The sequence below is a fragment of the Rossellomorea sp. NPDC071047 genome, assembly GCF_050270195.1.
Taxonomy (GTDB): domain Bacteria; phylum Bacillota; class Bacilli; order Bacillales; family Bacillaceae_B; genus Rossellomorea.
Window position 1 is genome coordinate 1 of record NZ_JBNNJT010000004.1, and the last position, 21,848, is coordinate 21,848.

The window sequence follows — 21,848 nt, forward strand, 5'->3', positions numbered from 1 at the left end:
GCTCGACTTGCATGTATTAGGCACGCCGCCAGCGTTCGTCCTGAGCCAGGATCAAACTCTCCGATAAAAGTTTGAATAGCTCTTTAAAAATAAATTTAGAATTAACGTTGACGTATTGTCTTGTTTTGTTCAGTTTTCAAGGTTCAATGTGTAAGTGCTTGTCTCGAAGCGACCCTTACTATGTTACACGATCATTCATTTGATGTCAACAACTTTTTTTAAGATAGTTTCGATCAAGTTCATCGTGTTTTCGTTGTCCGTTTGTGGCAACAAATAATACTTTACCAGTTAACTTCGCAGAAGTCAACTTCTTTTTAAAACTTTCTCAAAAAAAGAGATTGTCTTTCCATTAACTCTTTATAAGAAGAAAATGGCTCCGCAGGCAAGATTCGAACTTGCGACCGATCGGTTAACAGCCGATAGCTCTACCACTGAGCTACTGCGGAATAATAAAATGGTGGGCCTAAGTGGACTCGAACCACCGACCTCACGCTTATCAGGCGTGCGCTCTAACCAGCTGAGCTATAGGCCCAAGAATAATTGGAGCGGGTGAAGGGAATCGAACCCTCATCATCAGCTTGGAAGGCTGAGGTTTTACCACTAAACTACACCCGCATGAAGAATTGGAGGCGGCAACCGGATTTGAACCGGTGATAAAGGTTTTGCAGACCTCTGCCTTACCACTTGGCTATGCCGCCGTTGGCTGGGCTAGCTGGATTCGAACCAACGCATGTCGCAGTCAAAGTGCGATGCCTTACCGCTTGGCTATAGCCCAATATAAAGGGCGACTGATGGGAATCGAACCCACGAATGCCTGAACCACAATCAGGTGCGTTAACCACTTCGCCACAATCGCCATGTTTAACATATCTTTGGCAGGGGCAGTAGGAATCGAACCCACACCAAAGGTTTTGGAGACCTTCGTTCTACCGTTAAACTATGCCCCTATATATTAGAGAATTTTATTAAAAATGGTGGAGGGGGGCAGATTCGAACTGCCGAACCCGAAGGAGCGGATTTACAGTCCGCCGCGTTTAGCCACTTCGCTACCCCTCCAAATAAAAGAAATACTTAAAGGTTCTTAAGTATAAATGGTGGCTCAGGACGGAATCGAACCGCCGACACATGGATTTTCAGTCCATTGCTCTACCAACTGAGCTACTGAGCCATATTATATAGAAGATTAAATTATCAAATGACCAACTTCCTATTACTAACTAATTGAAAATGGCGGTCCGGACGGGACTCGAACCCGCGACCTCCTGCGTGACAGGCAGGCATTCTAACCAACTGAACTACCGGACCAAAGTTTTTTCGCGATAGCGAAAATAACTATCCATGCGTGACTCTTCAAGGATTATCCTATCCTAAGTCAAAATGGTATTGCGGGGACAGGATTTGAACCTGCGACCTTCGGGTTATGAGCCCGACGAGCTACCGAACTGCTCCACCCCGCGACGATATAAATATAGTGAAGGTAAACATGGAGGAGGAAGGGGGATTCGAACCCCCGCGGGCTGTTACACCCCTGTCGGTTTTCAAGACCGATCCCTTCAGCCGGACTTGGGTATTCCTCCGTGTATAATGGACCCTGTAGGACTCGAACCTACGACCGGACGGTTATGAGCCGTCTGCTCTAACCAACTGAGCTAAGGGTCCTTATAAATCGTACATTGTTTATTGAGTAATAGCGGCGGAGGGGATCGAACCCCCGACCTCACGGGTATGAACCGTACGCTCTAGCCAGCTGAGCTACACCGCCACGAAACATTTACTATTCAATTTGATTTTTGCTTAAGCGAAAATCAATGAAGTTAATTTTACTTTCGTAAAAAAACTTGGTGGAGCCTAGCGGGATCGAACCGCTGACCTCCTGCGTGCAAAGCAGGCGCTCTCCCAGCTGAGCTAAGGCCCCAAAGAAGTGGTCGGGAAGACAGGATTCGAACCTGCGACCCCTTGGTCCCAAACCAAGTGCTCTACCAAGCTGAGCTACTTCCCGAAATATATGGCGCGCCCGAGAGGAGTCGAACCCCTAACCTTTTGATCCGTAGTCAAACGCTCTATCCAATTGAGCTACGGGCGCTAAATGCTTTCTATTGTAGTAATGAATGGAAAGTTATTTTGCTGACGCAAAAAACTTTGGTGCCGAGGACCGGAATCGAACCGGTACGGTAGTCACCTACCGCAGGATTTTAAGTCCTGTGCGTCTGCCAGTTCCGCCACCCCGGCAAATTCTTGGAGCGGAAGACGGGATTCGAACCCGCGACCCCCACCTTGGCAAGGTGGTGTTCTACCACTGAACTACTTCCGCGAAACAAATGGTGCGGGTGAAGGGACTTGAACCCCCACGCCTTGCGGCGCCAGATCCTAAGTCTGGTGCGTCTGCCAATTCCGCCACACCCGCATGATAAGAAAATTAGATATTTCGAATTCACGAAAATCTTTGGTGAGCCATGAAGGACTCGAACCTTCGACCCTCTGATTAAAAGTCAGATGCTCTACCAACTGAGCTAATGGCTCATCTATACAAGTAAGAAACCAAATGGTGCCGGCAAGAGGACTTGAACCCCCAACCTACTGATTACAAGTCAGTTGCTCTACCAGTTGAGCTACACCGGCATATTTACTTTCATATGAAGTCTTAACGGAAAGTTACTTCACAGAAGCAATTCAAAAAAAAGATATTTTGCTTGCGTAATTTGTTGTAGTTTATTTTACTTGCGTAAAAAAACTTGGTGGAGGATGACGGGATCGAACCGCCGACCCTCTGCTTGTAAGGCAGATGCTCTCCCAGCTGAGCTAATCCTCCAAATTGGTGACCCATACGGGATTCGAACCCGTGTTACCGCCGTGAAAGGGCGGTGTCTTAACCGCTTGACCAATGGGCCATATCTATGTGAGTATCCCGCTTAAGGACATGTATAACTATAACAATTCATTTCGCAGAAGTCAACTTCTAAAAAATAAAAAAGAAAACTTTTTTCAACTTACTCATCTTAACAATTTTGTAAGCCGAAAAAGAATATACCATATTTATAAAGTTAATATCAATAGTCAATTTTAAAATCTCTTAATGTTTATTTCTAATTCAAATTCAAAACTTTTAATGATCCACTTCCCTATTTAGTTAAACTGATACCCCCTCAAATCCCTTCCCTCCATTTCAGTTATGGAAGGAAAACATACGTTATCAAAATATAAGCGAGTCTTCTTTTATGATTTTGGGAAAGAAGGACAGGTCCGTTGTCGCAAATTATTGTTTAGGCATAACGGGATTAAATAGAAAAAAGCAGCCAACCTCCTACATATAAGTTGGCTGCTTTTTTTCATATTAGCGTATTGCAAATTTCATCTTCCTTTATCTTTCCCTTTGTACCACTAATATAGGTTATCTAACTTCATTTCATGATACGTTATTTTTTCCTTCAGTTTCTTTTTGAGTCGGCAATCTAAACAGCCCTCTAGTAATACGAGATTGTAATGGATCCTCATAGAGTGCCATTGTAATTTCATTTGTGATAAAAATCGAGTCACCTTCATCATTTCTCCTCCACGTCGCAGGAGTACGTTTCGAAAACTGGCAAGCGTCGTCGTTAAGACATTAGCCCCTATAGTTTTGCGTCACCACTTTTCAATGGGTTTGCCTTTATCGTACGAATTATGAAAGATTGGTTTGTGATATACGAGCGAATGCACCTTCACTAGTGAAAGAATCATAGTTAAGTATAAGTCGTATTTACTACTTTTGAATAATACCATACTTTTCTTGATATCAAACCTTTTATTCCTAAAAGAATGATAAGGGACGGAGGAAACGGTCCCTTGTCCTAGGGAATTAGGGATTGGTAGTGACCGGGTAGACAAGGTGCCTGCGCCCAATCCACCGTAACCAATAAGACAAGCTGTGAATATATTACTAGTAAAGGGGGAATTTAGATGATTTATGTAGTATTAAGGGATGCTGGTCATGGATTAGAGACTCCTGGAAAGAGGTCTCCCTATATCAGCTCCCTGGGCAGGTCGATTAAGGAGAATGAGTTCAATGAACCTGTGAGTGAGTTTTTCGGGGATGAATTGAAGAGGCATGGGGTCATCATCCATGATATTTCACCAACGACCAAAGATGTCCCGTTGACAGCCAGAACAAATGAAGCAAATCGATTATTGAAGTTCTACATCAATAAATACGGCGCATCGAATGTGAAAATCGTGTTAGTAAGCTTTCATTTCAATGCATTTGATGGGTCTTTCAGCGGGTCAAACCCGAGCGGGATCTCTGTTCATATCCAACCTGGAAGCAAGTATGCAAGGGAACTGGCCAATAGCGTAGGGAAATATTTAAGGCAAGGGACCAAGCAAGTGTGGCGTGGAATCATTGAGCAGGACCTTCATATAACCAGGGAATTCGAAGGCGTCGCCATCCTGACGGAAAATGGGTTCATGGATCATCCCGAAGAAGCTAAACTTATGCTTGATAAAGACTACCAAAAAGAAGTGGCGAGAGAAGCCGCTAAAGGAGTACTGGAATATTTTAACTTGCCTTATTTCCCTGATACGCCTAAACCGACTGAAAAACCGAAGGAGGAAGATGATATGCTAGAGAAAGCGATTGTGATTGGTACATTTAATGATTATCCGGCAGCTGAATTATTGGCGAACAGATTAAAATGCCCGATTTATCCCCGCAATGCGATAAGTGGAAAAGTAGCAAAAGAACTGATTGTCTGCGGTGGGAAGAAAGATGGGTTAATCGCTGATAACATTGTCGTTCTTTCAGGGGCTGACCGTTACGATACGTATAGGAAAATTGAGGAGTATCTTAAACAGCTATAAGAGTGGACGTAGGGACAGGCTGACTGTCCCCGGTCCTCCTTTTCGGACACGGTCAATTACACACTTGGAGATTCCTGTTACTCTTAATCGATCCCTTCCTCTTACTCCATCAATTTGTTTTAGTTTCTTTAATAGATTATTCCGATTATGCCTGTCCAGCTTCTGTAGCATGCTTATGGTTATCCACATTTACTTTCATATCCGTCTTTCTATTTTAGATTTTCATCTAAGAAATAATTACTGTTTTGCTTCACCATGAATTCTACATATCTATGTACTTATTATTTCTGTCTAATTGTAGCGGGAAGAGAGCACCGATGACACCGCTATTCTTCTTAGTGTATTCATGAACTTTTGAAAACACCTTTGTGTGGCGCTGATTTTAAAGGATTTTGATTGATTAAACGGAGGACCCTGAGAAAGTATCCCGAAGTTTCTACATTTTCTTTATTAAAACGATTTTAAACTATGTTACCGAAACGATTAAATTTTGAGTTGTACAAATAATCATAACTGGAATTAATTCATTTGATAGCATCAGAAATTGTCCTCTGTTTCCCTCACTAGTAAGTGAATACGATTGTTTATTAAACTATATCTGTAATGTTGAAAGTCATCTCTATTCCTATACTTATTCAATTAAACGGATAATGGAAATTAGTTTATAAGAAAAGCGAAGAAAGATAGAAGCTTTATTACTTGAATCATCATATACGACATAAATCGTGAACATCCTTATTGAATGAGCACGAAAACTAAAAAACCAAGAGTGCAATAAAATCGCCACTCTTGGTTATTATTGTCTTGAAACATTCACTTTACATGAACTTGCAACGTTACTTACTTAAATGACATTATACCTGTATTGAAGTAACGCTTACTCAAAAATCGGACCAAGGGATCTAGTCCCACCAATTCAGAATCCAAGATAAGGGACCTCTCCCCCATTCCCACCACCAATTCAGGATCCGGGACAAGGGACCTGTCCCCACGTCCCGCTTCTCCACCTTGATCACAACAGTAGTTAAAGGGTCCAAAGTCAAAGTATCTTTCGTCAATGTAAATCCAGATTTCTTAGAAACAGGCTTTGTTCCCGCTTCATCGTTGTCTACAACAACCTTCCCTTTAGATAAGTCATAGTCACCCACCGATAGGGTACGTGCTTCGCTATCCGCATTGACAAATACGTAGTACTCACCTGTACCATCTGTGGATACATTCTTATAAGCAAGCATCAAGTCTGTATCAGCCATCTCAGGTACATCCAATAGAGATACATTCTGGTCAACCAGCGCCTGCTCACCTAAACGGAAAGCGTCGGTTGATCTTCTAAGCTTAATCAAACCTTCTGTATATTCTCTCGTCGTTGTATTGATTTCATATTTCTTCTTATTCGTTGCTTTTTCCCAGTCAAACTTATTGATGGCGTCGGATGAATCGTATGAGTCGTGGATGAAGTAACCGAATGGGTTGCCTTCTTCGTCTTCCAGCTCATGATATTTCTGTTCCGGAACGCCTTCCCCTAGCCATTGCTTGGTTCGTCCGTATTCCTGGCCAGCGTGGATAAAGGCCGTTCCTTGTGATGTTAAAATCATGGAGTTACCAAGGCGGATACGCTTATGAATCTCCAGGTTGTTTTCCGGAATGGCCGGGTCCTTTTTGATCGATTGGGCAATGACATCGTATAACGGCAGGTTGTCATGGGCTGCGATGTATTGAACCATGTCGCCCGGGTCATCGTCTGCTGTGTTGCCAGGTTGCCCTTTGATGTTGTTAAAAATCGTGTTGATGTCGCGTGCTCCGCCTGTCAGGAATCTCGGCTCACCTTCTGAACCGAAGCCGGATTTCAGTTCGTTACGGATTTCGTCGGAGAAGACTCCTACGTCGTCGGTTTTGTCCATCCAGTCCTGGTCGGCACCCATTCCTTCTAATGAAGGATCAGACAAGTGACCGGCGAATGTTCTCCAGCCTTCACCGATGAACAGTGCGTCCGGGTTGATTTCAGCCGCTGCGTCATAAGCTTTTTGGACGGATGGGTAGGTTGCGTCGCCCATCATATCGAATCGCATACCATCGATCTTGTATTCGTCGAACCAGTATTTCACTGAGTCGACCATCAGTTTCTCAGCCATTGTATGGTTGGTTGCCAGGTTGTTTCCGAACCCTCCAAGGAAGTTTCCTTTGTCATCCTGGAACGCATAGTAATTTGGCACGATGTCGTTCAGTGTGCTTGTTTTCGCCATATGCGTGTAGACCACGTCGAGTACGACGCCCATACCCTTATCATGAATGGCATCGATCAATCGTTTCGTTTCTTCGATTCGTAGTTGCGGATCAGTGGCATCCTGTGAATACGCACCGTCCGGGGAGAAGTAGCTGTGAGGGTCATATCCCCAGTTGTATTCATTGCCTCCCGCTGAATACTCAAGCTCACGTTCCCCCATATTCGTTTCATCACCGTAGTACCAGGCCATGATCGGAAGCAGTTGAACGTGGGTCACACCCATTGATTTAATATAATCAAGTTTCTTGATGAAGGCGTCATAGGTACCCCATCTTTCCTTCTTCAAATCTTTTTCAATCGAAGGATCGGATGTAAAGTCACGTACGTGGACCTCGTAAATGACCGCGTCTTCACGTTTTTCATAGCCATCGATGGACGCATGGCTGAACTTCTTAGGGTCGGTTCCTTTTAAATCGACGATCGCCGCCTTCCCGACATTATCGCCGTCAGGTCCCGCTTCACCCTCTGTATTTACGGTAAAAGCAGCCATAGATTTCGCATAAGGATCCAAGACTTTTTTCGTTACTCCGTCATTGGTTACTTCATATTGATAGTAGTAGCCTTTCAGATCTTTTACCTTTAACTCTTTTGCTTTTACTTCCGTTGACCAAACTCCTTGTTCACCAAGGGTCAGTTCCACACTGCCGATTGGTTTCGCGGCATCTTTTTTATCAAAGAAGTTCGCGACGACCTTGCTTGCTTTCGGTGCCCAAAGCTTTAAGGTAGCATCGCCTTTTTTGTAAGTGGCACCGAGGTCGTCCCCATCGTAAGCATATTTGTTATCTATCAGTCTCCAGCCTGCCGCCGCTGAAACGGTTCTGCCAGAGTAAGTGATCGATAGTGACAGTTTTTCCAGGTCAAAATCAGCTTTTACTTCCACTGTTTTGTCTCCGGTGATTTCAGCACTTTGCACCGTCACATCGGATCCAGCACTGTCTTTGATGGCCAAACCGGACAATAACGCTTCTTCTGTCAACCCGTCTGTCATTGTGAAATTCAGACGGATCGTATCGTCTGAAATGACCTCAGAAGAAATCAGTCCCGTTGCCACATCCCCGTGTGGAGAAATGTAGACCGTATCGTCGCCCTGCTTCACCCATAAGTGATTATATTTATCTAACAGATTGAACGTTTTGTTGCCGCCATCCTTACCAGCATCGCCTTTCGACTCATCCAGCATAATGAAGCCGATCTCTTTCGCATTTTCGTTTAACGGGATGTCTACATAAGCACCATAACGGTCTTCACCCGCTAAATCAGCCGCACCTGTCGGCCAGTTTTCTGATGGTGCTGCGACATCTCCCCAATTCCACACACCGAAATTCTCATAGTTCCCATCTTCACGCTCATAATGAATACGCACCGTGTTCTCCGGCAAATCAACCGGCTCATACGTATACACCTTATCAGAACCTTGTTGGATCCAAATCTCGTTTACCTCAGGTGAAGGGATCGTGAATCCTTTATCTCCTCCATCTTTACCGGCATCCCCTTTTGTAATATCCATTACCAGGAAGCCAATATTTTTCGCGCCTTCAGCCAGGGGAACATCAATGTAGGCTCCGTAGCTGTCGGTTTTTTCAAACATGGTAGCACCTGTCGGCCAGTTAGCCGATGGGGAAGCCACATCATTCCAAAGCCAAGCACCGAAGTTTTCGTAGTTTCCATCGGTACGGTTATAGTGGATACGGATGTTGTTTTCCGGAACCGGCTCTACATCGGGATTTTCCCCGCCGCCAGAACCTGATCCTGCTTCAGCACCTGTAATCTTACCGCCTTCAACGGTCAATAACGCAGTACCGCCGTCTGCTTTAGAAGGAAGAGTCAGCGTAATTTCATTTCCTCCGTCAGCATTGAATGTCTCACCGGAATACGCATTCGTCACGACTGCATCCGTAGAATCCACTGTCAACGTAATTTCTTTCGCTTCGTCCGCCACGTTCAAACCAACGTATACAGAATCCTCTTTATAGTCACGAGAGAATACCAGGAACTGATCGCTATTCGAACCACCGACAGTCTTTCTCTCCCCTTTAGCAAACACATCGGAATGTGCCCCTCTAAAGTTTAAAATCTTCGTATAGTGCTCTAACACGTCATTATCTTCTACATCATCCCAGGCAAAATCATAGCGGTTATCATATTCCGGATAATTGTTCGCTCCACTTTGTCCAAGCTCTTCACCGTAATAAATGACCGGCTGTCCCTTCGACGTTGCCTGAAGTGAAGCAGCCACTTTCAGCTTGCCTTCATCTCCGCCTAACGAATACAAGAATCCGTCTTCATCATGACTTCCTAAAAATTGTCCAAGTGTTGCTGTGTTATCGATTTTTCCGTTTCGTGCCGTCAGTTTATCATTGGCTGCTTTCAGGTTGCCGCTTACGAATTCATGAGCGATACCTTTGAAACCGAAGTCCAGAAGGGAGTCCATCGTTCCAGTATCAAGATATCCCAGCTGGTTGTCAGCACTTGCTCCCCATGCTTCACCAATCATTTTGTGTTGAGGCATTTTTTCCGTGATGGCGTTTTTAAAAGCCATCCACGTCGTATCTTCCACATGCTTCACAGTGTCAACACGGAAATAGTCAATCGTATTCCCTTTTGCCGTTGTCGCTTTTTCAATCCAATCCGTTTGCCAATCGATGATTTGTTGGCGAACTTCTGGATTTTCCGTGATGACGTCTGGTAATCCTGCTAATTCACCGACCACTTCATCCGTACCGACATCAGCACCTTGACGAACGATATCGCTGTACTTGTCTCTTTCTGCATCCGTCGGATAACCTGCTGGACGCTTATCCTCAGCAAGCTCTCCATTGATTTCTTTTAACCCATACCCTGTATGATTCAACACCACATCGACCATGATTTTTATCCCGCGGTCATGTGCCTCATCGATTAACGTATGGAATTCTTCCATTGATCCAAAGTGAGGATTCAGCTCACCGAAGTTACTGGCCCAGTAGCCATGATATCCGAAATAAGGCTGATCCGATTCCCCGTTTGTTTCAACGGAACGGACATCATACTTAATATTTTCAACGACTGGACTGATCCAGATTGTATTCACACCAAGATTATCAAGGTAATCCAGTTTCTCTGTGATCCCTTTAAAATCTCCACCTTGATACGTACCTCTTTTGCTCTTATCATAATTCAGATTGTAAGGATCATCATTCGACGTATCCCCGTTGAAGAATCGGTCTGTCAGCATGAAATAAATGATGGATTCATCCCAATCGAGATCCGAATCGCCGACAGACTGTCTTGCTTTTACTTCGATTTCAGTCGTTCCCTCATAATAGTTCCCATAGGAATCCACTACGGTCAGAGGAATCGATTTTGTTCCTGCCGTTACATCATCATCGACTGCTAACGTCACTTCCTTTAATGAAGGATCGATTTCAAGTTTCTCTGATCCGCCTAGTGAAGAAACATCCGCCGTGATTTTTTGGATTTTCACATCCTCTGTCAGCCCATCCACACCAACTGATAAGACAGCGTTTTCATTATAGTCCACAGCATTTGGTGACACTGAACCCGTAACCGTCAGATCCGCTTTTTGGAAATCAATAAACGATTCCCCATCGACTGTATTGTAAGGGTCGCTTACTTCTGTCGTTTCACCATCTTTCGTGACTAAAAAGGAGTACGGGTTTTTCCCATTCGGAATGTTGTCATATGCTAGTACGAACCGTTCATTCTCAGGTTCATACGTCATTTCTCTCGTTTCCCCGTTGTACTTCAACTCTACTTTTTCAATCGAATCCATCGCATCGTTTGCGAATAATTCTTTATCACGATAATAGAACGTCGCATTTCCCTGATCGATCACTGGAGCCGATCCATCCGGTACAATGCGGATTTCCTCAACACCGCTTGTTATGTACGCCTTGGTGATGGTGTCGTTTTTGTTCACTTTAATAAAACGATCGCCAAACTCCTTCTCCGCCGTATTCCAATCCTCGGTACTTCGAAGAACGAAACCGAATTGCTCTGTTTCAGGTGCAACGGCAATGTTAGCTACCGCCACTCCATTTTCATAGGAGTCAAAGTTGATTTGATCATCCTGTACCCCTGTATTCCAGGCCCAAATGTTCCAGTCTCCGTACGTTTGGTCTTCACGATCATACGTGAAGCGTACTGTGCGATCAATGGACTCTGCTGATTCCACCGAGGCATTTCCATCCGCCACTGCAGAAGCTGCCGGTGCAAATGGTGACCACAGACTTATCAGCATCATCAAAGTCATAAAAATTGAGAATCGACGCTTTGTCCTATTTCCCATTCATGTTTTCCCCCTCTTAAATTGGATTAATAGAATAATAGAAGTGCTCTTGCTGAGAGTGAAAACGTTTGCACAAGTAGTTAAAAAAATGTGAGGTGATTCTCGGGGTAGTTATTTCGAACTAGTGCAAGCGCTTACAATTATCTGTCTTTTTTTATTTTACAATATATTCATAGAAGTAGCTATATGACAAAAGGGGGATTTTATTCCTAATTTTATAAGGCTCTTATTGTAGACGTTGTGGCTATTTTAAAGAATAAGGTAGCAGCTGTTTTCCCCGCAGGCTGCTACTATTGAGGTGGCACTGTGCTCGAAAAGAGGTCCAACGGCAATATTATGTCTGCTTTTGCACGAAAAACGACTTTTTTTTGCTGGAGTGGAGATCTGAACGATTAGAAGGGGGCAGGATTGGCTTTTAATCCTGATTCGGAACCCTCTCGCAGAGAAATTGATCCAGATCGGACTATTTTCAATCCCGGTATGAAATGATGAATCCTGATTTTGATTTATTGATCCTCAATATGGATAATTGATCCTCCATGTCGAATTTTCTTTGAATAAGGGTTGCCCGGAAGCAGTGATCATTTAAGTTGACGTTCTATATTTACTGATTGCAAATAGAACCCAAAAAAATAGGAACAAGCGGATGCCTTGTCCCTACAATGTCACACGATCCACCTGTTCACGCAGTTGAATCATATTGTCTTTCACTCGCTGTGAAATTTCACATAATGCTTGAATCGAATCTCCTTTATGTTGACTGAGCTGGTGGACGATGTCGTCAAAGAGCATTTCCATTTCTTCATGAATGGCCATGGCCGATACATTGTATATATGGATATTGGAGTAATTCGTTTTATCAAAAATCGCAGAGTCGATATAAGGTCTGAAGCTGTCAAGCAACGCTGGAAATCCGATCGTTAACCTGGTTAATCCGTCCCGGAGTCCTTCTATGGTCGCAGCCAGCTCATCGATCGGCTCCAGTGCGGAAGAAACGTACGAGCGGATTTTGTCGTCGAAGTCCGAGAACATACTGATAAGCTTTCCGGGAACCGTTCCACTCAAGGCAACATTCATGGCACCCTTGATTTGGGCGGAAATGACCTCCAATGTGTTTTCAATGGCAAAAGCAAGACCCGTCAAACCGCCTAAAAGCGGAAACAGAAAGCGGTGGGAAACTCCCTTGAAAGCTTCAAAGGACCCGTCCAGGTAAATCTCTTTCACCTTCATACCGATGAGCATATGATTAGACGTTTCCAGCACGTACTCGTTTTTCTTCGGCATCACTACTTCATGTTGAACCGAAGCCCCTCCAGAGATGCTCGCACTTAAAGAAGAATCACGTTCTCCAAAGTTTTTGGCTAGATCCCCAACCTGACTTTGAAATTCTGCGATGTGACTATTCATTTTCACACTATTGGCCTTGATAATCTCATAGTGTGACAGCATCTCGTTCACAAGGAGGTCCTCCAGTGTTTCCTTTCCTCCGCTAAATAGCTCCGGGATTTCTTTATGAAGGATGTTCTGCAGGAATCCTGTCAGACTGGTAATCTCCTGTTTGAATTCAAGCAGCTGATTCCGTGCCTGACCAAAAATGCTTTCGACACTGATGCTTCGGTTGAATAGGTGTTCCACGAGTTCGACAGGTGGGGAATTCAACACACCGTTAAGAGATTTACTGGCGTTTTCAGCCATATTCAAGAGAGAAATAAGATGATCGATTTCAGAGGTCAGACGATGTTCCGTCGTCGTGATGCCTATGAATAAAGGATTACCGATCAAGTTTTCAAATGAATCCTCAAAAATCATCTGCAGGCGGCTCAACCGTTCTGAGTAACGGTCTCCTTCATGCTGGGCGATTTCCTGCGAATGGGTCAAGTAGTCCTGGGCATACCCCAATCTTGTGGTGACATCCCCAGCCAGGGCTTCAGCCAACAGGTTCAGATTGTCGCGATTGATCTCAATCCTGTCTGAATGACCGCCATAGAGGGGTTCTCCGGTCCAGATGCTTGTCATGATGTGGGCATCAGCTTCGTCATGGATTTTGCCGTAACCAGGGTCTCCTGGTTGACCAATCTCATAGGCTCCTTTGTCGTTATATCCCGTATGATTGTTCGTCAGGATGCTGAACTTCTCGCCGATCACCGGTATACCTGTCGAAATATCGTATCTCCGTCCAGGGATACGGGAATCGAGATTCAGGGCAATCAGGGTTCCGGTTAAGACGTCATAGTTGGTGAAGTAGTTGGTGATGTTGTCGTAGTTTTTGTCGGGATCAATTACACCTTTTGGAAATAATGCTGGATTTAGAGTAACGGATTTTATATCAGGTCGATTTCTTACAGCGTAGTTTGCAAGGGGGCCCCCTAGGGAGTTTCCGGTAACGGAGCTAACTCCCCCCTCATTCTTATATTCTTTTTGTATTCTATTTAAATATTCAGCGGAAGCTTCAAGTTGAGGCAAAGTTAGGTCACTTAGCAGTTGAACATCCGTTAATAAATCTTGCTTTCCATTCTCAGCAGCTGCGTCTGTACCTTCATATACTATTGTTATTTCTTTTGTGGACTCATTTCGGACTGTAAATGCGTCTAGTCCAGTGTCGTCGAGGAAATTTACATCTAATACCTTAAATGCCTTTCCATTAACTTTTATAATGTCAAATCTATTAATTTCTGAATAAGCATGTAATCCCGCTAATTCAACCAAGTCCCTATCAGTGGTTTCTCTATTAACATTAACTGGATTAACATTATTTACTGATGGCACCTTACTCAACTCTTTCTAATGTTTATTTTTTATAATATAATTGGGGTCGGCTCTATCAACAGTGGTTTCTTTATCCCCGCTACCCGTAACTTTATCAATTATATTGTCATGTAGTAGGAGATTATACGCGCCAAAAGGAAGCCCTTCCGCATCTTCAATAACTTTTGCAATATCCTCTAACTCTTCGTTAGTTGGATTCGAATCTTTTTTATCTTTAAAAAGCTGAATAGTAATATTTATTGACTCAGGGCTTAATTTCTTTAAATTTACCTCTTTTAAATCTTCTTTCGTAATATCAGGATTTTCTAAATAAATTTCAACGATCCTCTCTGATATTTCCATATCAAAAAATGACACAAAATAATACTCATTTCCAAATCCAAATGATTTAGTATTATTAATGGCCTGGATTTTTTCTCCAGTAAATGGATATTTTTCTGTAATTTCTTTCAATAATTTATCCAACTTGCTAAACTGATCTTCATATATCAATCCATAAACACCCGAAGTGATGGCATTTTCCACCTCTCCTTCTAATGAATAAACCTGGTCAGTCAGGATTTTATCCTCATTAGAATCTATGGGCACAACTGCAAAGGTATGGAAATGGGGCTTACCCACAGACTCCACAAACACACTAGCTCCATCAACATTACCAACAATATTATGAATTTCAACATCAGTTTTATATTGTGTTAAGAAAAAATCTTTGACGGCTTTTTCCACTTCTTCCCGTTTTGCTTCAGCAATTTTGTCATTTTCTTGACCATTTTTCAGAGAAAACCCTTCTCCATTATATTCCTGGACGCTTACTAAACGATTGCTTTGATCTTCCACTTCATCCTGCGTACCCTTCTTCTCATCCACACCATTACCATTTGCATTATCCATATTCATACATCCTCCAAGTAATAATGAAAGTCCGATTCCACATATAATCCATTTATTTTTAGTATTCATGAATGTCTGATCCTCCTAATTGGATGGGTTCATTTAAAGAATTACCTTTATATTGTATAAAAGTCTGTAAAGTATTAACAGTTCAATCCGGTAATACTTAGAGCAATCAGGTAAAACAGGAAAAAAGTAGGGGAGCAGACTTCTTTTTTACGTTTCTTTTATACTATTGATTTAGCATATTGAACTTACGCCTAAAGACTCATACATTTGTATAATTACCCCAATTATTTAAATGATAACCTATAAGTACTGAAAATAAATCTCCTGAAATTTATAACTATAAGACCTGATCACTAGATCGGGAGTAGTTAGATACGGTCATACAGCTCACCACTTTAACATCACTTCTTTAAAATCGAATCCGGAAACGTTAACTGCAAAGAATTATCTTTGATTCCATCGTCTACTTTTTCATTAATTAAATTATCATTAATGATTACACTGTAATTTCCTTTAGGTATCGAACTCATTGACTTAATATCCTGTTGAACCTTATTGAATAATTTTTTATCAGGTTCTACATTTTCATTCTCCATATATAACTGAATCGTAATATTATAACCTTCTGCTACGAAATCAGCTTTCGAGAATAGGGATTTAAGTTCACTGATGGGTGTGCCGGGATCTTTCAGATAAGCCTCATACACAGGTTGGATAGCTTTGTCGTCCGGTGGAGTGGATAGATAATAATAGGGGGTCATATAACCTGCCCCTCCTACATTTTCAAGTGATTCTTTCCTTTTCCCTACAACTTCATTTTGGGACACTATCTTACTTAGATACTGATCCAGGTTATTAAATTCATCGTCAAATATAAGGTGATACAGGCCTCCTTGGATAGCGCTCTCAATATCACCGTCCAAAGACGTGACGTCATCCCCTACAACCTTTTTTTGACTCAAATCAATTGGCACTATAGCGGTTGTAAAAAAATGAACTGGCCCTGTCGACTCAACAAATACTGTCGCACCATCCACATTTCCGACTATGTTATGGACTTTGACATCTGTTTTATACTTTTCCATAAAGAAATCCTTAGCTGCTTTTTTTACTTCATCACTTTTTTCCTCTGCAATCTTATCTGCCCCTTCTCCATTTCTAAGGACATATCCGTCACCTTTATAATCTTGCACTCTCACCAAAGTATCTTTATATTCTCCGGTAGCCTCTTTTGAATCAACATGTTCTTCATTATCCATATTCATACATCCTCCAAGGAATAATGAAAGTCCGATTCCATATATAATCAATTTTTGTTTAGCATTCATATATGCCTGATCCCCCGATCTTCATAATTTCTATGTACTTGGATATACACTACCCTACTCCTTAATTATCTCATCAGGAGTCGTTTTTTCGAGAAAATTTTCTTTCACCGCTTCAAAGGACTGCTTGTGGACTGTATTGTCGTTGACGAAGATACTGTAAGTCCCGGTTGGGATATCACCCATGCTTTCGATATCGTTTACTATTCTATTAAATACCTTCTCATCCGGATCAGCATCTTGCTCTCTCATAAACAAATGAATGACCACCTCAAAATAAGTCGGATTAAACACTTGTTCATTATAAGCAGCCCTTAATTTTTCTATACTAACCTGGGGATCTTTCATATATAAATCATAAACTGGTTTTATCGCTTCATCATTTACAACAGATGAAGACAAGAAGTAATAGGGTGTCATATAGCCTGAACCTCCAACATTTTGAAGGGACTCAATCGTTCTCCCGGTAACAGGTTCTTCCTTTACAATTTTCTTTAAATAATCATCCAAACCAACAAATTCGTCATGAAAAACCTTCCTGTACAAGCCTTCTGTTATGGCGCTCTCCACTTGTCCTTCTTGAGAAAACACACTGTCTGACAAAATTTTTTCATTTGATTGATCAATTGGAACAACTGCATAAGTGTAAAAATGAAGAGGATCAGTTGATTCCACAAATACTGTAGCTCCGTCCACATTGCCAACAATATTATGAACCTTTACATCTGTCTTATATTCTTTCAAGAAAAAATCTTTCACCGCTTTCTCTACTTCCTCTCGATTCTCTTCGGCAATCTTGTCTGTTTCATCCCCATTTTTAAGTATGTATCCTTCTCCATTGTACTCCTGGACACTTACAAATTGATTCTTCATCTGCTTTTCAGGATTTTCTTTTTCCTTAATCCCATTCATACATCCACCAAGGAACAATGAAAGTACTGTTCCGTATATGATCCTTTTATTTTTTATAATCATAAGTGCCTCATCCCCCTATGAATTTGGTGTTAATGCTATATCCCTCTCACCTTAATTGTTAACAATGTAGTTCCCATGCCCACGACTTAATGAATTATCCTTTTCCCCAGTAAAACTATCCCGATATACCTTGTTGTCATTAAGGAATAAGCTATAAGATCCTTTTGGTATGCCATCCATGGCATCTAAGTCATTTACCACGCGTTGAAAAATCTCTTCACTCGGAGGAGCGTCTTTCTCTTTCATAAATAAACGCACATTAATCAAAAGGTCGTCTGGAGAAAACGGACTCTCTTCATATGCGTGTTTCAACCTTGGCCATTTCGTCTTCTTTTGCTCCCATACAACCACCTAACATGAGTGAAAAAACCAACGTACCACTCATCCCTATCCACTTACAATCCATCTTACTATTCCTCCTATTTGCTGCTTCTCTTGATCAGTTTTCATTCACGAAATAATGGAGATATCCTCTTTCCAACGTGTCGACACTCCCCCTTTCATACTGATCTCCCGCCCCCATTGTGAGCAGAATTAAAGTCCCTGTAATCCCAGTTAACACGATTTATCTGCATTCAACCAAGCCTGCTTCCCTCCTAATCTCTTACAATCCCATTTGGATACGCCCGTTCAAGAGAATTGTCTTTCACACCCTCAAACGATTCTTTATGTACCCGATTGTCATTGATGAACACACTGAAGGTCCCCGTTGGAATTCCGCTCATCCTCTCAATATCCTCCGTAATCTTATTAAATAATTCCTCGCTGGGTTCAGCGTTCTCCTCTTCCATAAACAACATGATGGAAACTCTCAGATTATCCGCGCTAAATTTTTCTTCATTGAAAGCTCCCCTAAATTGTTCTGCCGATGCTTGCGGGTTCCTCATGTACAACTCATATGCAGGCAGAATCGCTTCATCATCAGTGGTGGACGACCCGATGAAATAATAGGGGGTCATATAACCAGCCCCACCAACGTTCCCTAGGGACTCACCCCTACGGCCAACAACCTCCTCTTCGGCAACAATCTTATCAAGATACTCATCAAGACGATCAAATTCTTCATCAAAGATCATCCTGTATAGTCCATCCGTAATCCCACTCTCCACCTGTCCTTCCTGTGAAAAAACGCGATTCGTACTCACTTTCTCTCCATCGAACGGAATCACCGCATACGTGTAAAAGTGGAGCGGTCCTTCCGATTCAACATACACTGTGGCTCCTTCCACATTCCCAACCAGATTATGAACTTTAACCTTTGTCTTATACTCCTCCAGAAAGAACTTCTTGACTTCCTTTTCAATCTTCTCTTTATTAGCTTCTGCGATCTTGTCGTTTTCCGATCCCTGATTCAGGAAGTAACCTTCTCCTATATAGTCCTGAGCCCGTTCATATTTGGTGTTCGGGTTCACCTTAGGAGCTTCTTCTTTTTCAACACAACCGCTTACTAGCAGAAGCACGGTAGCATATGTGATAATCGTTTTCTTTTTCAAGCTTCATCATTCCTTTACTTTTCCTCTTCCAAATTAATAGGGAAGTTCAGGCGGATTTTTTTATAAACCAAAACGATTATGGCCCTCATACCTTGCTCCTAATAATAATTCCATTATATCTATTACTCTATCCAGCCTTCATTACCGCACCATTTTTATTACATAATTGTTTAAATACCCCAATTCATCCGGTGTAACCTGCGTATTTATTATTTTGATAGAAGAGAATGCTGAAGAAAATAATTAATATTCAAAATAACTAAACATTTCCAATTATTTTCCGTTATAATGGAAAATATGGTATTTTAATCGGTCGTTATCTCTTCATATTCAATTTGTTTACCGGAGGCTGTTATATGGTTTTTGATGGGATTTTAATTGCAATCATCATTGGGTTCATACGTGGAGGAAACTTTAAGAAATTTGCCGATATCCGTTTTAAAATGGGATGGGTCTTTCCCGTATTGCTGGTGCTACAGCTTGTCATCTTTTATTTTCAGAATAAGGTGGGGTGGGTCGGACAGGTTAGCAATCTCTCATTTATGTTCATTTATGTCGTGGGGCTCACATTTTTATGGGTGAATCGCCATCATCCCCATTTCATCGCGATTTTCGTCGGGGTTCTATTGAACTTCATTGTCATGGCCATCAATGGCGGAAGGATGCCGGTCTCCATGGAGGCGGCTGCGGTGATCGACCCTCACTATCTGGAAGCAACGAAAAATGCGTTATACGCCAAGCATGCGCTTGTTACGGAATCTACGAAACTGGCTTTATTGGGAGATATCATTCCTTTGTCAGCCCCCTACCCCCGTGAGCAGGTAATCAGCATCGGGGATATCGTGATGAATATCGGGGTATTCCTTTTCATCCAATCCGTGATGGTCCGCAAGAAGGACAAGCTCGTCGCATCCAAGACGACACTTTAAGGAGGTGAGATTATAATGAAAAATAGAACAAAAAATGCTATTATTAACCTAGTCATCATTGGTTCAGCTGTAGTTGCCCTTACTTCTGGTTGGAAGTTCTGGTAAAAGATACAGGGCTGATCACGGATCATCCGACCCGGGGTCAGCCCTAATATGTTAATGAGAGCGTGAATACGTATGAAAGTAAAACTGAAATCAGAAAACGTGTATATTGCATTTATTTCCCTTCTCGGTGTTCTATTATTTCTGGACCATCTCAATCCCCAAGTGGAAGACTTATCAAACTGGGTGCTCATTTATACCCTTGTCGGAGCGATTTTGCTATTAAATCATTTTAATATTATCATTCCTCTTTCCGGCAATACCCTTTCCATGGATTCCTCTATTTACTTAGCAGGTCTTTTTTTGTTTGGGCTGAAGATCCCTTTGCTGGCACTCGGGGTCAGCAGTATCGTATTTCTCATGATCCGTTTCAAATTGGCCTGGTGGAAGCACCTCTTTAACTTCGCCAATTATTCTCTCATGCTGATCTGTACATATTACACGTTCATCCTGACGGGTGGAGCTGTCGGTGAAACGGACTTTCCCAATATCATGCCCTACGCCCTGGCCCTGTCTGTTTACTTCATCTTAAATGTCATGATTATGTGGGTCTATTTCTATCTGGCACAGAAGCCATCCCTGAAGACCATCATCCGTACCGCTTTTCAAAAGCAGCTCATTCAGGAGGTCTTCACAAGCTACCTCTGTACACTCGTCCTGGCTTTGGTCCTGACGATTCTAATCAGCCAGCAGCCGATATTCGGTATATTTCTATTCCTGACACTTGCGATCATGCTTTCTTTCGCCTTCAGAAACTTCTTCAATCTATACAAAGAGGAAGAAGCGAAGGCCAAGAGAGATTTCTTAACCGGTTTATATAATCATGGGTACTTTAAGCTTCGCCTCGATGAGATGCTTACGGAGAATCGGAAGAACTCTTTCTGCGTGGCCCTGATCGACTTAGATGATTTCAAAAAATACAATGATGCCAACGGTCATATTCAAGGCGATGCGCTCCTAAAGTTCTTTGGCACGTTCATGCTTGATAAAACAAAAGACCTTCCCTTCATCGCTGCCCGTTATGGAGGAGAAGAATTCGGTCTCATCCTGCCTGGTGTATCGAAGCAGGATGCCTTCACCTTCCTCAATAAAATCAGGAAAGAAATCAATGATACCTATTTTACTGGAGTGGAGCATTCCCCTCAGGGCTGCATTTCATTCTCGGCAGGAATTGTGGAATATGAGAGTGGGACGTACAGTTCATCTGAACTTTTATCAAAAGCAGATAAAGCCCTTTACTTCGCAAAGTCTCAAGGGAAGAATGCGATCCAAATATATAAAGAGGATCATGTGTATCACCAGGACTGCCAGTTTGCGAAAGAAATCGATGCACTTGAACAGCAGCTGCAGATCTTTCTGTCCAAGGATGTCTATACCTATCAGCATAGCAAGCGTGTCTTTTCCTATGCGACAGAAATGAGTGAACGGCTGAATCTAAGCAGCGAAGAACGGCGTACCCTGATCCTGGGGGCACTGATCCATGATATCGGGAAGCTTGAGATTCCACGGGATATCATCAACAAAAAAGGAAAACTTGACCCCCATGAGTGGGAGATGATGAAGAAGCACGTCATCTATGGAAAGGAAATCATTTCTTCTATTAAGAAGTATGACGAGCTCCTGCCGTTGATCGAATTACATCATGAACGCTATGACGGCAAAGGCTATCCATATGGATTACGGGAAACGAACATACCGAAGCTTGCCCGGATCCTCTGCGTCATCGATTCCTTCGATGCCATGACAACGGAAAGACCCTATCAGAAAACCAAAACCTTTACAGAAGGAATCGAGGAACTCCGCGCATGCTCCGGACACCAATTCGATCCAACCTACGTCGAACCATTTATTGAAATGATCGAGGAGAACTATGTGGGACAGGGGGACAGTCCCCTTGTCCCAGCGAATCCTAACCAGGAACAAGGGTAAACTTTAACTGAACCCCGGTTCCAC

The 21,848-nt window shown here is 42.5% G+C and carries 9 protein-coding genes, 24 tRNA genes, 1 rRNA gene and 1 riboswitch; of the genes, 3 read left to right on the forward strand and 31 right to left on the reverse strand.

Features of this window, described 5'->3' with window-relative positions:
* From ACQKFO_RS14310 to ACQKFO_RS14430, 25 genes are all read right to left on the reverse strand, one after another.
* Nucleotides 1-67, reverse strand: a 16S ribosomal RNA gene (locus tag ACQKFO_RS14310); the annotation flags it as partial.
* Nucleotides 68-371: 304 nt separating this feature from the next.
* Nucleotides 372-446 (reverse strand) — tRNA-Asn (locus ACQKFO_RS14315).
* A 9-nt stretch (nt 447-455) separates the two neighbouring features.
* Nucleotides 456-532 (reverse strand) — tRNA-Ile (locus ACQKFO_RS14320).
* Between the two features lie 9 nt (nt 533-541).
* Nucleotides 542-615: transfer RNA gene (locus ACQKFO_RS14325), tRNA-Gly, on the reverse strand.
* A 9-nt stretch (nt 616-624) separates the two neighbouring features.
* A tRNA-Cys gene (locus ACQKFO_RS14330) sits at nt 625-698 on the reverse strand.
* Nucleotides 699-700: 2 nt separating this feature from the next.
* Nucleotides 701-775 (reverse strand) — tRNA-Gln (locus ACQKFO_RS14335).
* A gap of 8 nt (nt 776-783) precedes the next feature.
* Nucleotides 784-856: transfer RNA gene (locus ACQKFO_RS14340), tRNA-His, on the reverse strand.
* A 17-nt stretch (nt 857-873) separates the two neighbouring features.
* Nucleotides 874-947 (reverse strand) — tRNA-Trp (locus tag ACQKFO_RS14345).
* Nucleotides 948-972: 25 nt separating this feature from the next.
* Nucleotides 973-1,056 (reverse strand) — tRNA-Tyr (locus tag ACQKFO_RS14350).
* Nucleotides 1,057-1,092: 36 nt separating this feature from the next.
* A tRNA-Phe gene (locus tag ACQKFO_RS14355) sits at nt 1,093-1,168 on the reverse strand.
* Between the two features lie 60 nt (nt 1,169-1,228).
* Nucleotides 1,229-1,305, reverse strand: a tRNA-Asp gene (locus ACQKFO_RS14360).
* A 78-nt stretch (nt 1,306-1,383) separates the two neighbouring features.
* A tRNA-Met gene (locus ACQKFO_RS14365) sits at nt 1,384-1,457 on the reverse strand.
* Nucleotides 1,458-1,484: 27 nt separating this feature from the next.
* Nucleotides 1,485-1,577 (reverse strand) — tRNA-Ser (locus tag ACQKFO_RS14370).
* 8 nt (nt 1,578-1,585) lie between these two features.
* A tRNA-Ile gene (locus tag ACQKFO_RS14375) sits at nt 1,586-1,659 on the reverse strand.
* Between the two features lie 29 nt (nt 1,660-1,688).
* Nucleotides 1,689-1,762: transfer RNA gene (locus tag ACQKFO_RS14380), tRNA-Met, on the reverse strand.
* 77 nt (nt 1,763-1,839) lie between these two features.
* Nucleotides 1,840-1,915 (reverse strand) — tRNA-Ala (locus tag ACQKFO_RS14385).
* A 7-nt stretch (nt 1,916-1,922) separates the two neighbouring features.
* Nucleotides 1,923-1,999: transfer RNA gene (locus ACQKFO_RS14390), tRNA-Pro, on the reverse strand.
* Between the two features lie 7 nt (nt 2,000-2,006).
* A tRNA-Arg gene (locus ACQKFO_RS14395) sits at nt 2,007-2,083 on the reverse strand.
* 57 nt (nt 2,084-2,140) lie between these two features.
* Nucleotides 2,141-2,229, reverse strand: a tRNA-Leu gene (locus tag ACQKFO_RS14400).
* 7 nt (nt 2,230-2,236) lie between these two features.
* Nucleotides 2,237-2,311: transfer RNA gene (locus ACQKFO_RS14405), tRNA-Gly, on the reverse strand.
* 8 nt (nt 2,312-2,319) lie between these two features.
* A tRNA-Leu gene (locus ACQKFO_RS14410) sits at nt 2,320-2,404 on the reverse strand.
* Between the two features lie 40 nt (nt 2,405-2,444).
* A tRNA-Lys gene (locus ACQKFO_RS14415) sits at nt 2,445-2,520 on the reverse strand.
* Nucleotides 2,521-2,543: 23 nt separating this feature from the next.
* Nucleotides 2,544-2,619: transfer RNA gene (locus ACQKFO_RS14420), tRNA-Thr, on the reverse strand.
* A 114-nt stretch (nt 2,620-2,733) separates the two neighbouring features.
* A tRNA-Val gene (locus tag ACQKFO_RS14425) sits at nt 2,734-2,809 on the reverse strand.
* Between the two features lie 4 nt (nt 2,810-2,813).
* A tRNA-Glu gene (locus ACQKFO_RS14430) sits at nt 2,814-2,888 on the reverse strand.
* Between the two features lie 681 nt (nt 2,889-3,569).
* A riboswitch (cyclic di-GMP riboswitch) is annotated at nt 3,570-3,655 on the reverse strand.
* Nucleotides 3,656-3,936: 281 nt separating this feature from the next.
* Between ACQKFO_RS14430 and ACQKFO_RS14435 the strand changes: the two genes are divergently transcribed.
* The gene (locus ACQKFO_RS14435; protein ID WP_427599531.1) at nt 3,937-4,833 is read left to right on the forward strand and encodes an N-acetylmuramoyl-L-alanine amidase; all 897 of its coding nucleotides are present in this window, start codon (nt 3,937-3,939) and stop codon (nt 4,831-4,833) included.
* A gap of 902 nt (nt 4,834-5,735) precedes the next feature.
* Here ACQKFO_RS14435 and ACQKFO_RS14440 read toward each other — a convergent pair.
* The 6 genes from ACQKFO_RS14440 to ACQKFO_RS14465 all read right to left on the reverse strand — a co-directional run bounded on the left by ACQKFO_RS14440 (nt 5,736) and on the right by ACQKFO_RS14465 (nt 18,864).
* Nucleotides 5,736-11,405, reverse strand: a complete 5,670-nt coding sequence (locus ACQKFO_RS14440; RefSeq protein WP_427599533.1) for a pullulanase — start codon at nt 11,403-11,405, stop codon at nt 5,736-5,738.
* 657 nt (nt 11,406-12,062) lie between these two features.
* A complete protein-coding gene (locus ACQKFO_RS14445) occupies nt 12,063-14,171 on the reverse strand; it encodes an SA1320 family protein (protein WP_427599535.1) in 2,109 nt (702 codons plus the stop codon).
* Nucleotides 14,172-14,186: 15 nt separating this feature from the next.
* On the reverse strand, nt 14,187-15,131 hold the full coding sequence (locus ACQKFO_RS14450; protein WP_324745590.1) for a DUF1672 family protein: 945 nt from the start codon (nt 15,129-15,131) through the stop codon (nt 14,187-14,189).
* A gap of 341 nt (nt 15,132-15,472) precedes the next feature.
* The gene (locus ACQKFO_RS14455; protein ID WP_427599537.1) at nt 15,473-16,399 is read right to left on the reverse strand and encodes a DUF1672 family protein; all 927 of its coding nucleotides are present in this window, start codon (nt 16,397-16,399) and stop codon (nt 15,473-15,475) included.
* A 54-nt stretch (nt 16,400-16,453) separates the two neighbouring features.
* The gene (locus ACQKFO_RS14460) at nt 16,454-17,371 is read right to left on the reverse strand and encodes a DUF1672 family protein (protein ID WP_427599538.1); all 918 of its coding nucleotides are present in this window, start codon (nt 17,369-17,371) and stop codon (nt 16,454-16,456) included.
* A 596-nt stretch (nt 17,372-17,967) separates the two neighbouring features.
* Entirely contained in the window at nt 17,968-18,864 is an 897-nt protein-coding gene (locus ACQKFO_RS14465) for a DUF1672 family protein (RefSeq protein WP_427599539.1), read from the reverse strand.
* Between the two features lie 356 nt (nt 18,865-19,220).
* Here ACQKFO_RS14465 and ACQKFO_RS14470 point away from each other — a divergent pair, with 356 nt between their 5' ends.
* A complete protein-coding gene (locus tag ACQKFO_RS14470) occupies nt 19,221-19,793 on the forward strand; it encodes a DUF5317 domain-containing protein (RefSeq protein WP_427599541.1) in 573 nt (190 codons plus the stop codon).
* A gap of 177 nt (nt 19,794-19,970) precedes the next feature.
* Entirely contained in the window at nt 19,971-21,824 is a 1,854-nt protein-coding gene (locus ACQKFO_RS14475; protein WP_427599543.1) for a bifunctional diguanylate cyclase/phosphohydrolase, read from the forward strand.
* The last annotated feature ends 24 nt before the right edge of the window (nt 21,825-21,848 follow it).

Excerpts from the sequence above, each read along its gene's own strand:
- ACQKFO_RS14440 (WP_427599533.1), bottom strand. The coding sequence starts at position 11,405 with ATGGGAAATAGGACAAAGCGTCGATTCTCAATTTTTATGACTTTGATG.
- ACQKFO_RS14455 (WP_427599537.1), bottom strand. The coding sequence starts at position 16,399 with ATGAATGCTAAACAAAAATTGATTATATATGGAATCGGACTTTCATTA.
- ACQKFO_RS14450 (WP_324745590.1), bottom strand. The coding sequence starts at position 15,131 with ATGAATACTAAAAATAAATGGATTATATGTGGAATCGGACTTTCATTA.
- ACQKFO_RS14460 (WP_427599538.1), bottom strand. The coding sequence starts at position 17,371 with ATGATTATAAAAAATAAAAGGATCATATACGGAACAGTACTTTCATTG.
- ACQKFO_RS14435 (WP_427599531.1), top strand. The coding sequence starts at position 3,937 with ATGATTTATGTAGTATTAAGGGATGCTGGTCATGGATTAGAGACTCCT.
- ACQKFO_RS14470 (WP_427599541.1), top strand. The coding sequence starts at position 19,221 with ATGGTTTTTGATGGGATTTTAATTGCAATCATCATTGGGTTCATACGT.
- ACQKFO_RS14475 (WP_427599543.1), top strand. The coding sequence starts at position 19,971 with ATGAAAGTAAAACTGAAATCAGAAAACGTGTATATTGCATTTATTTCC.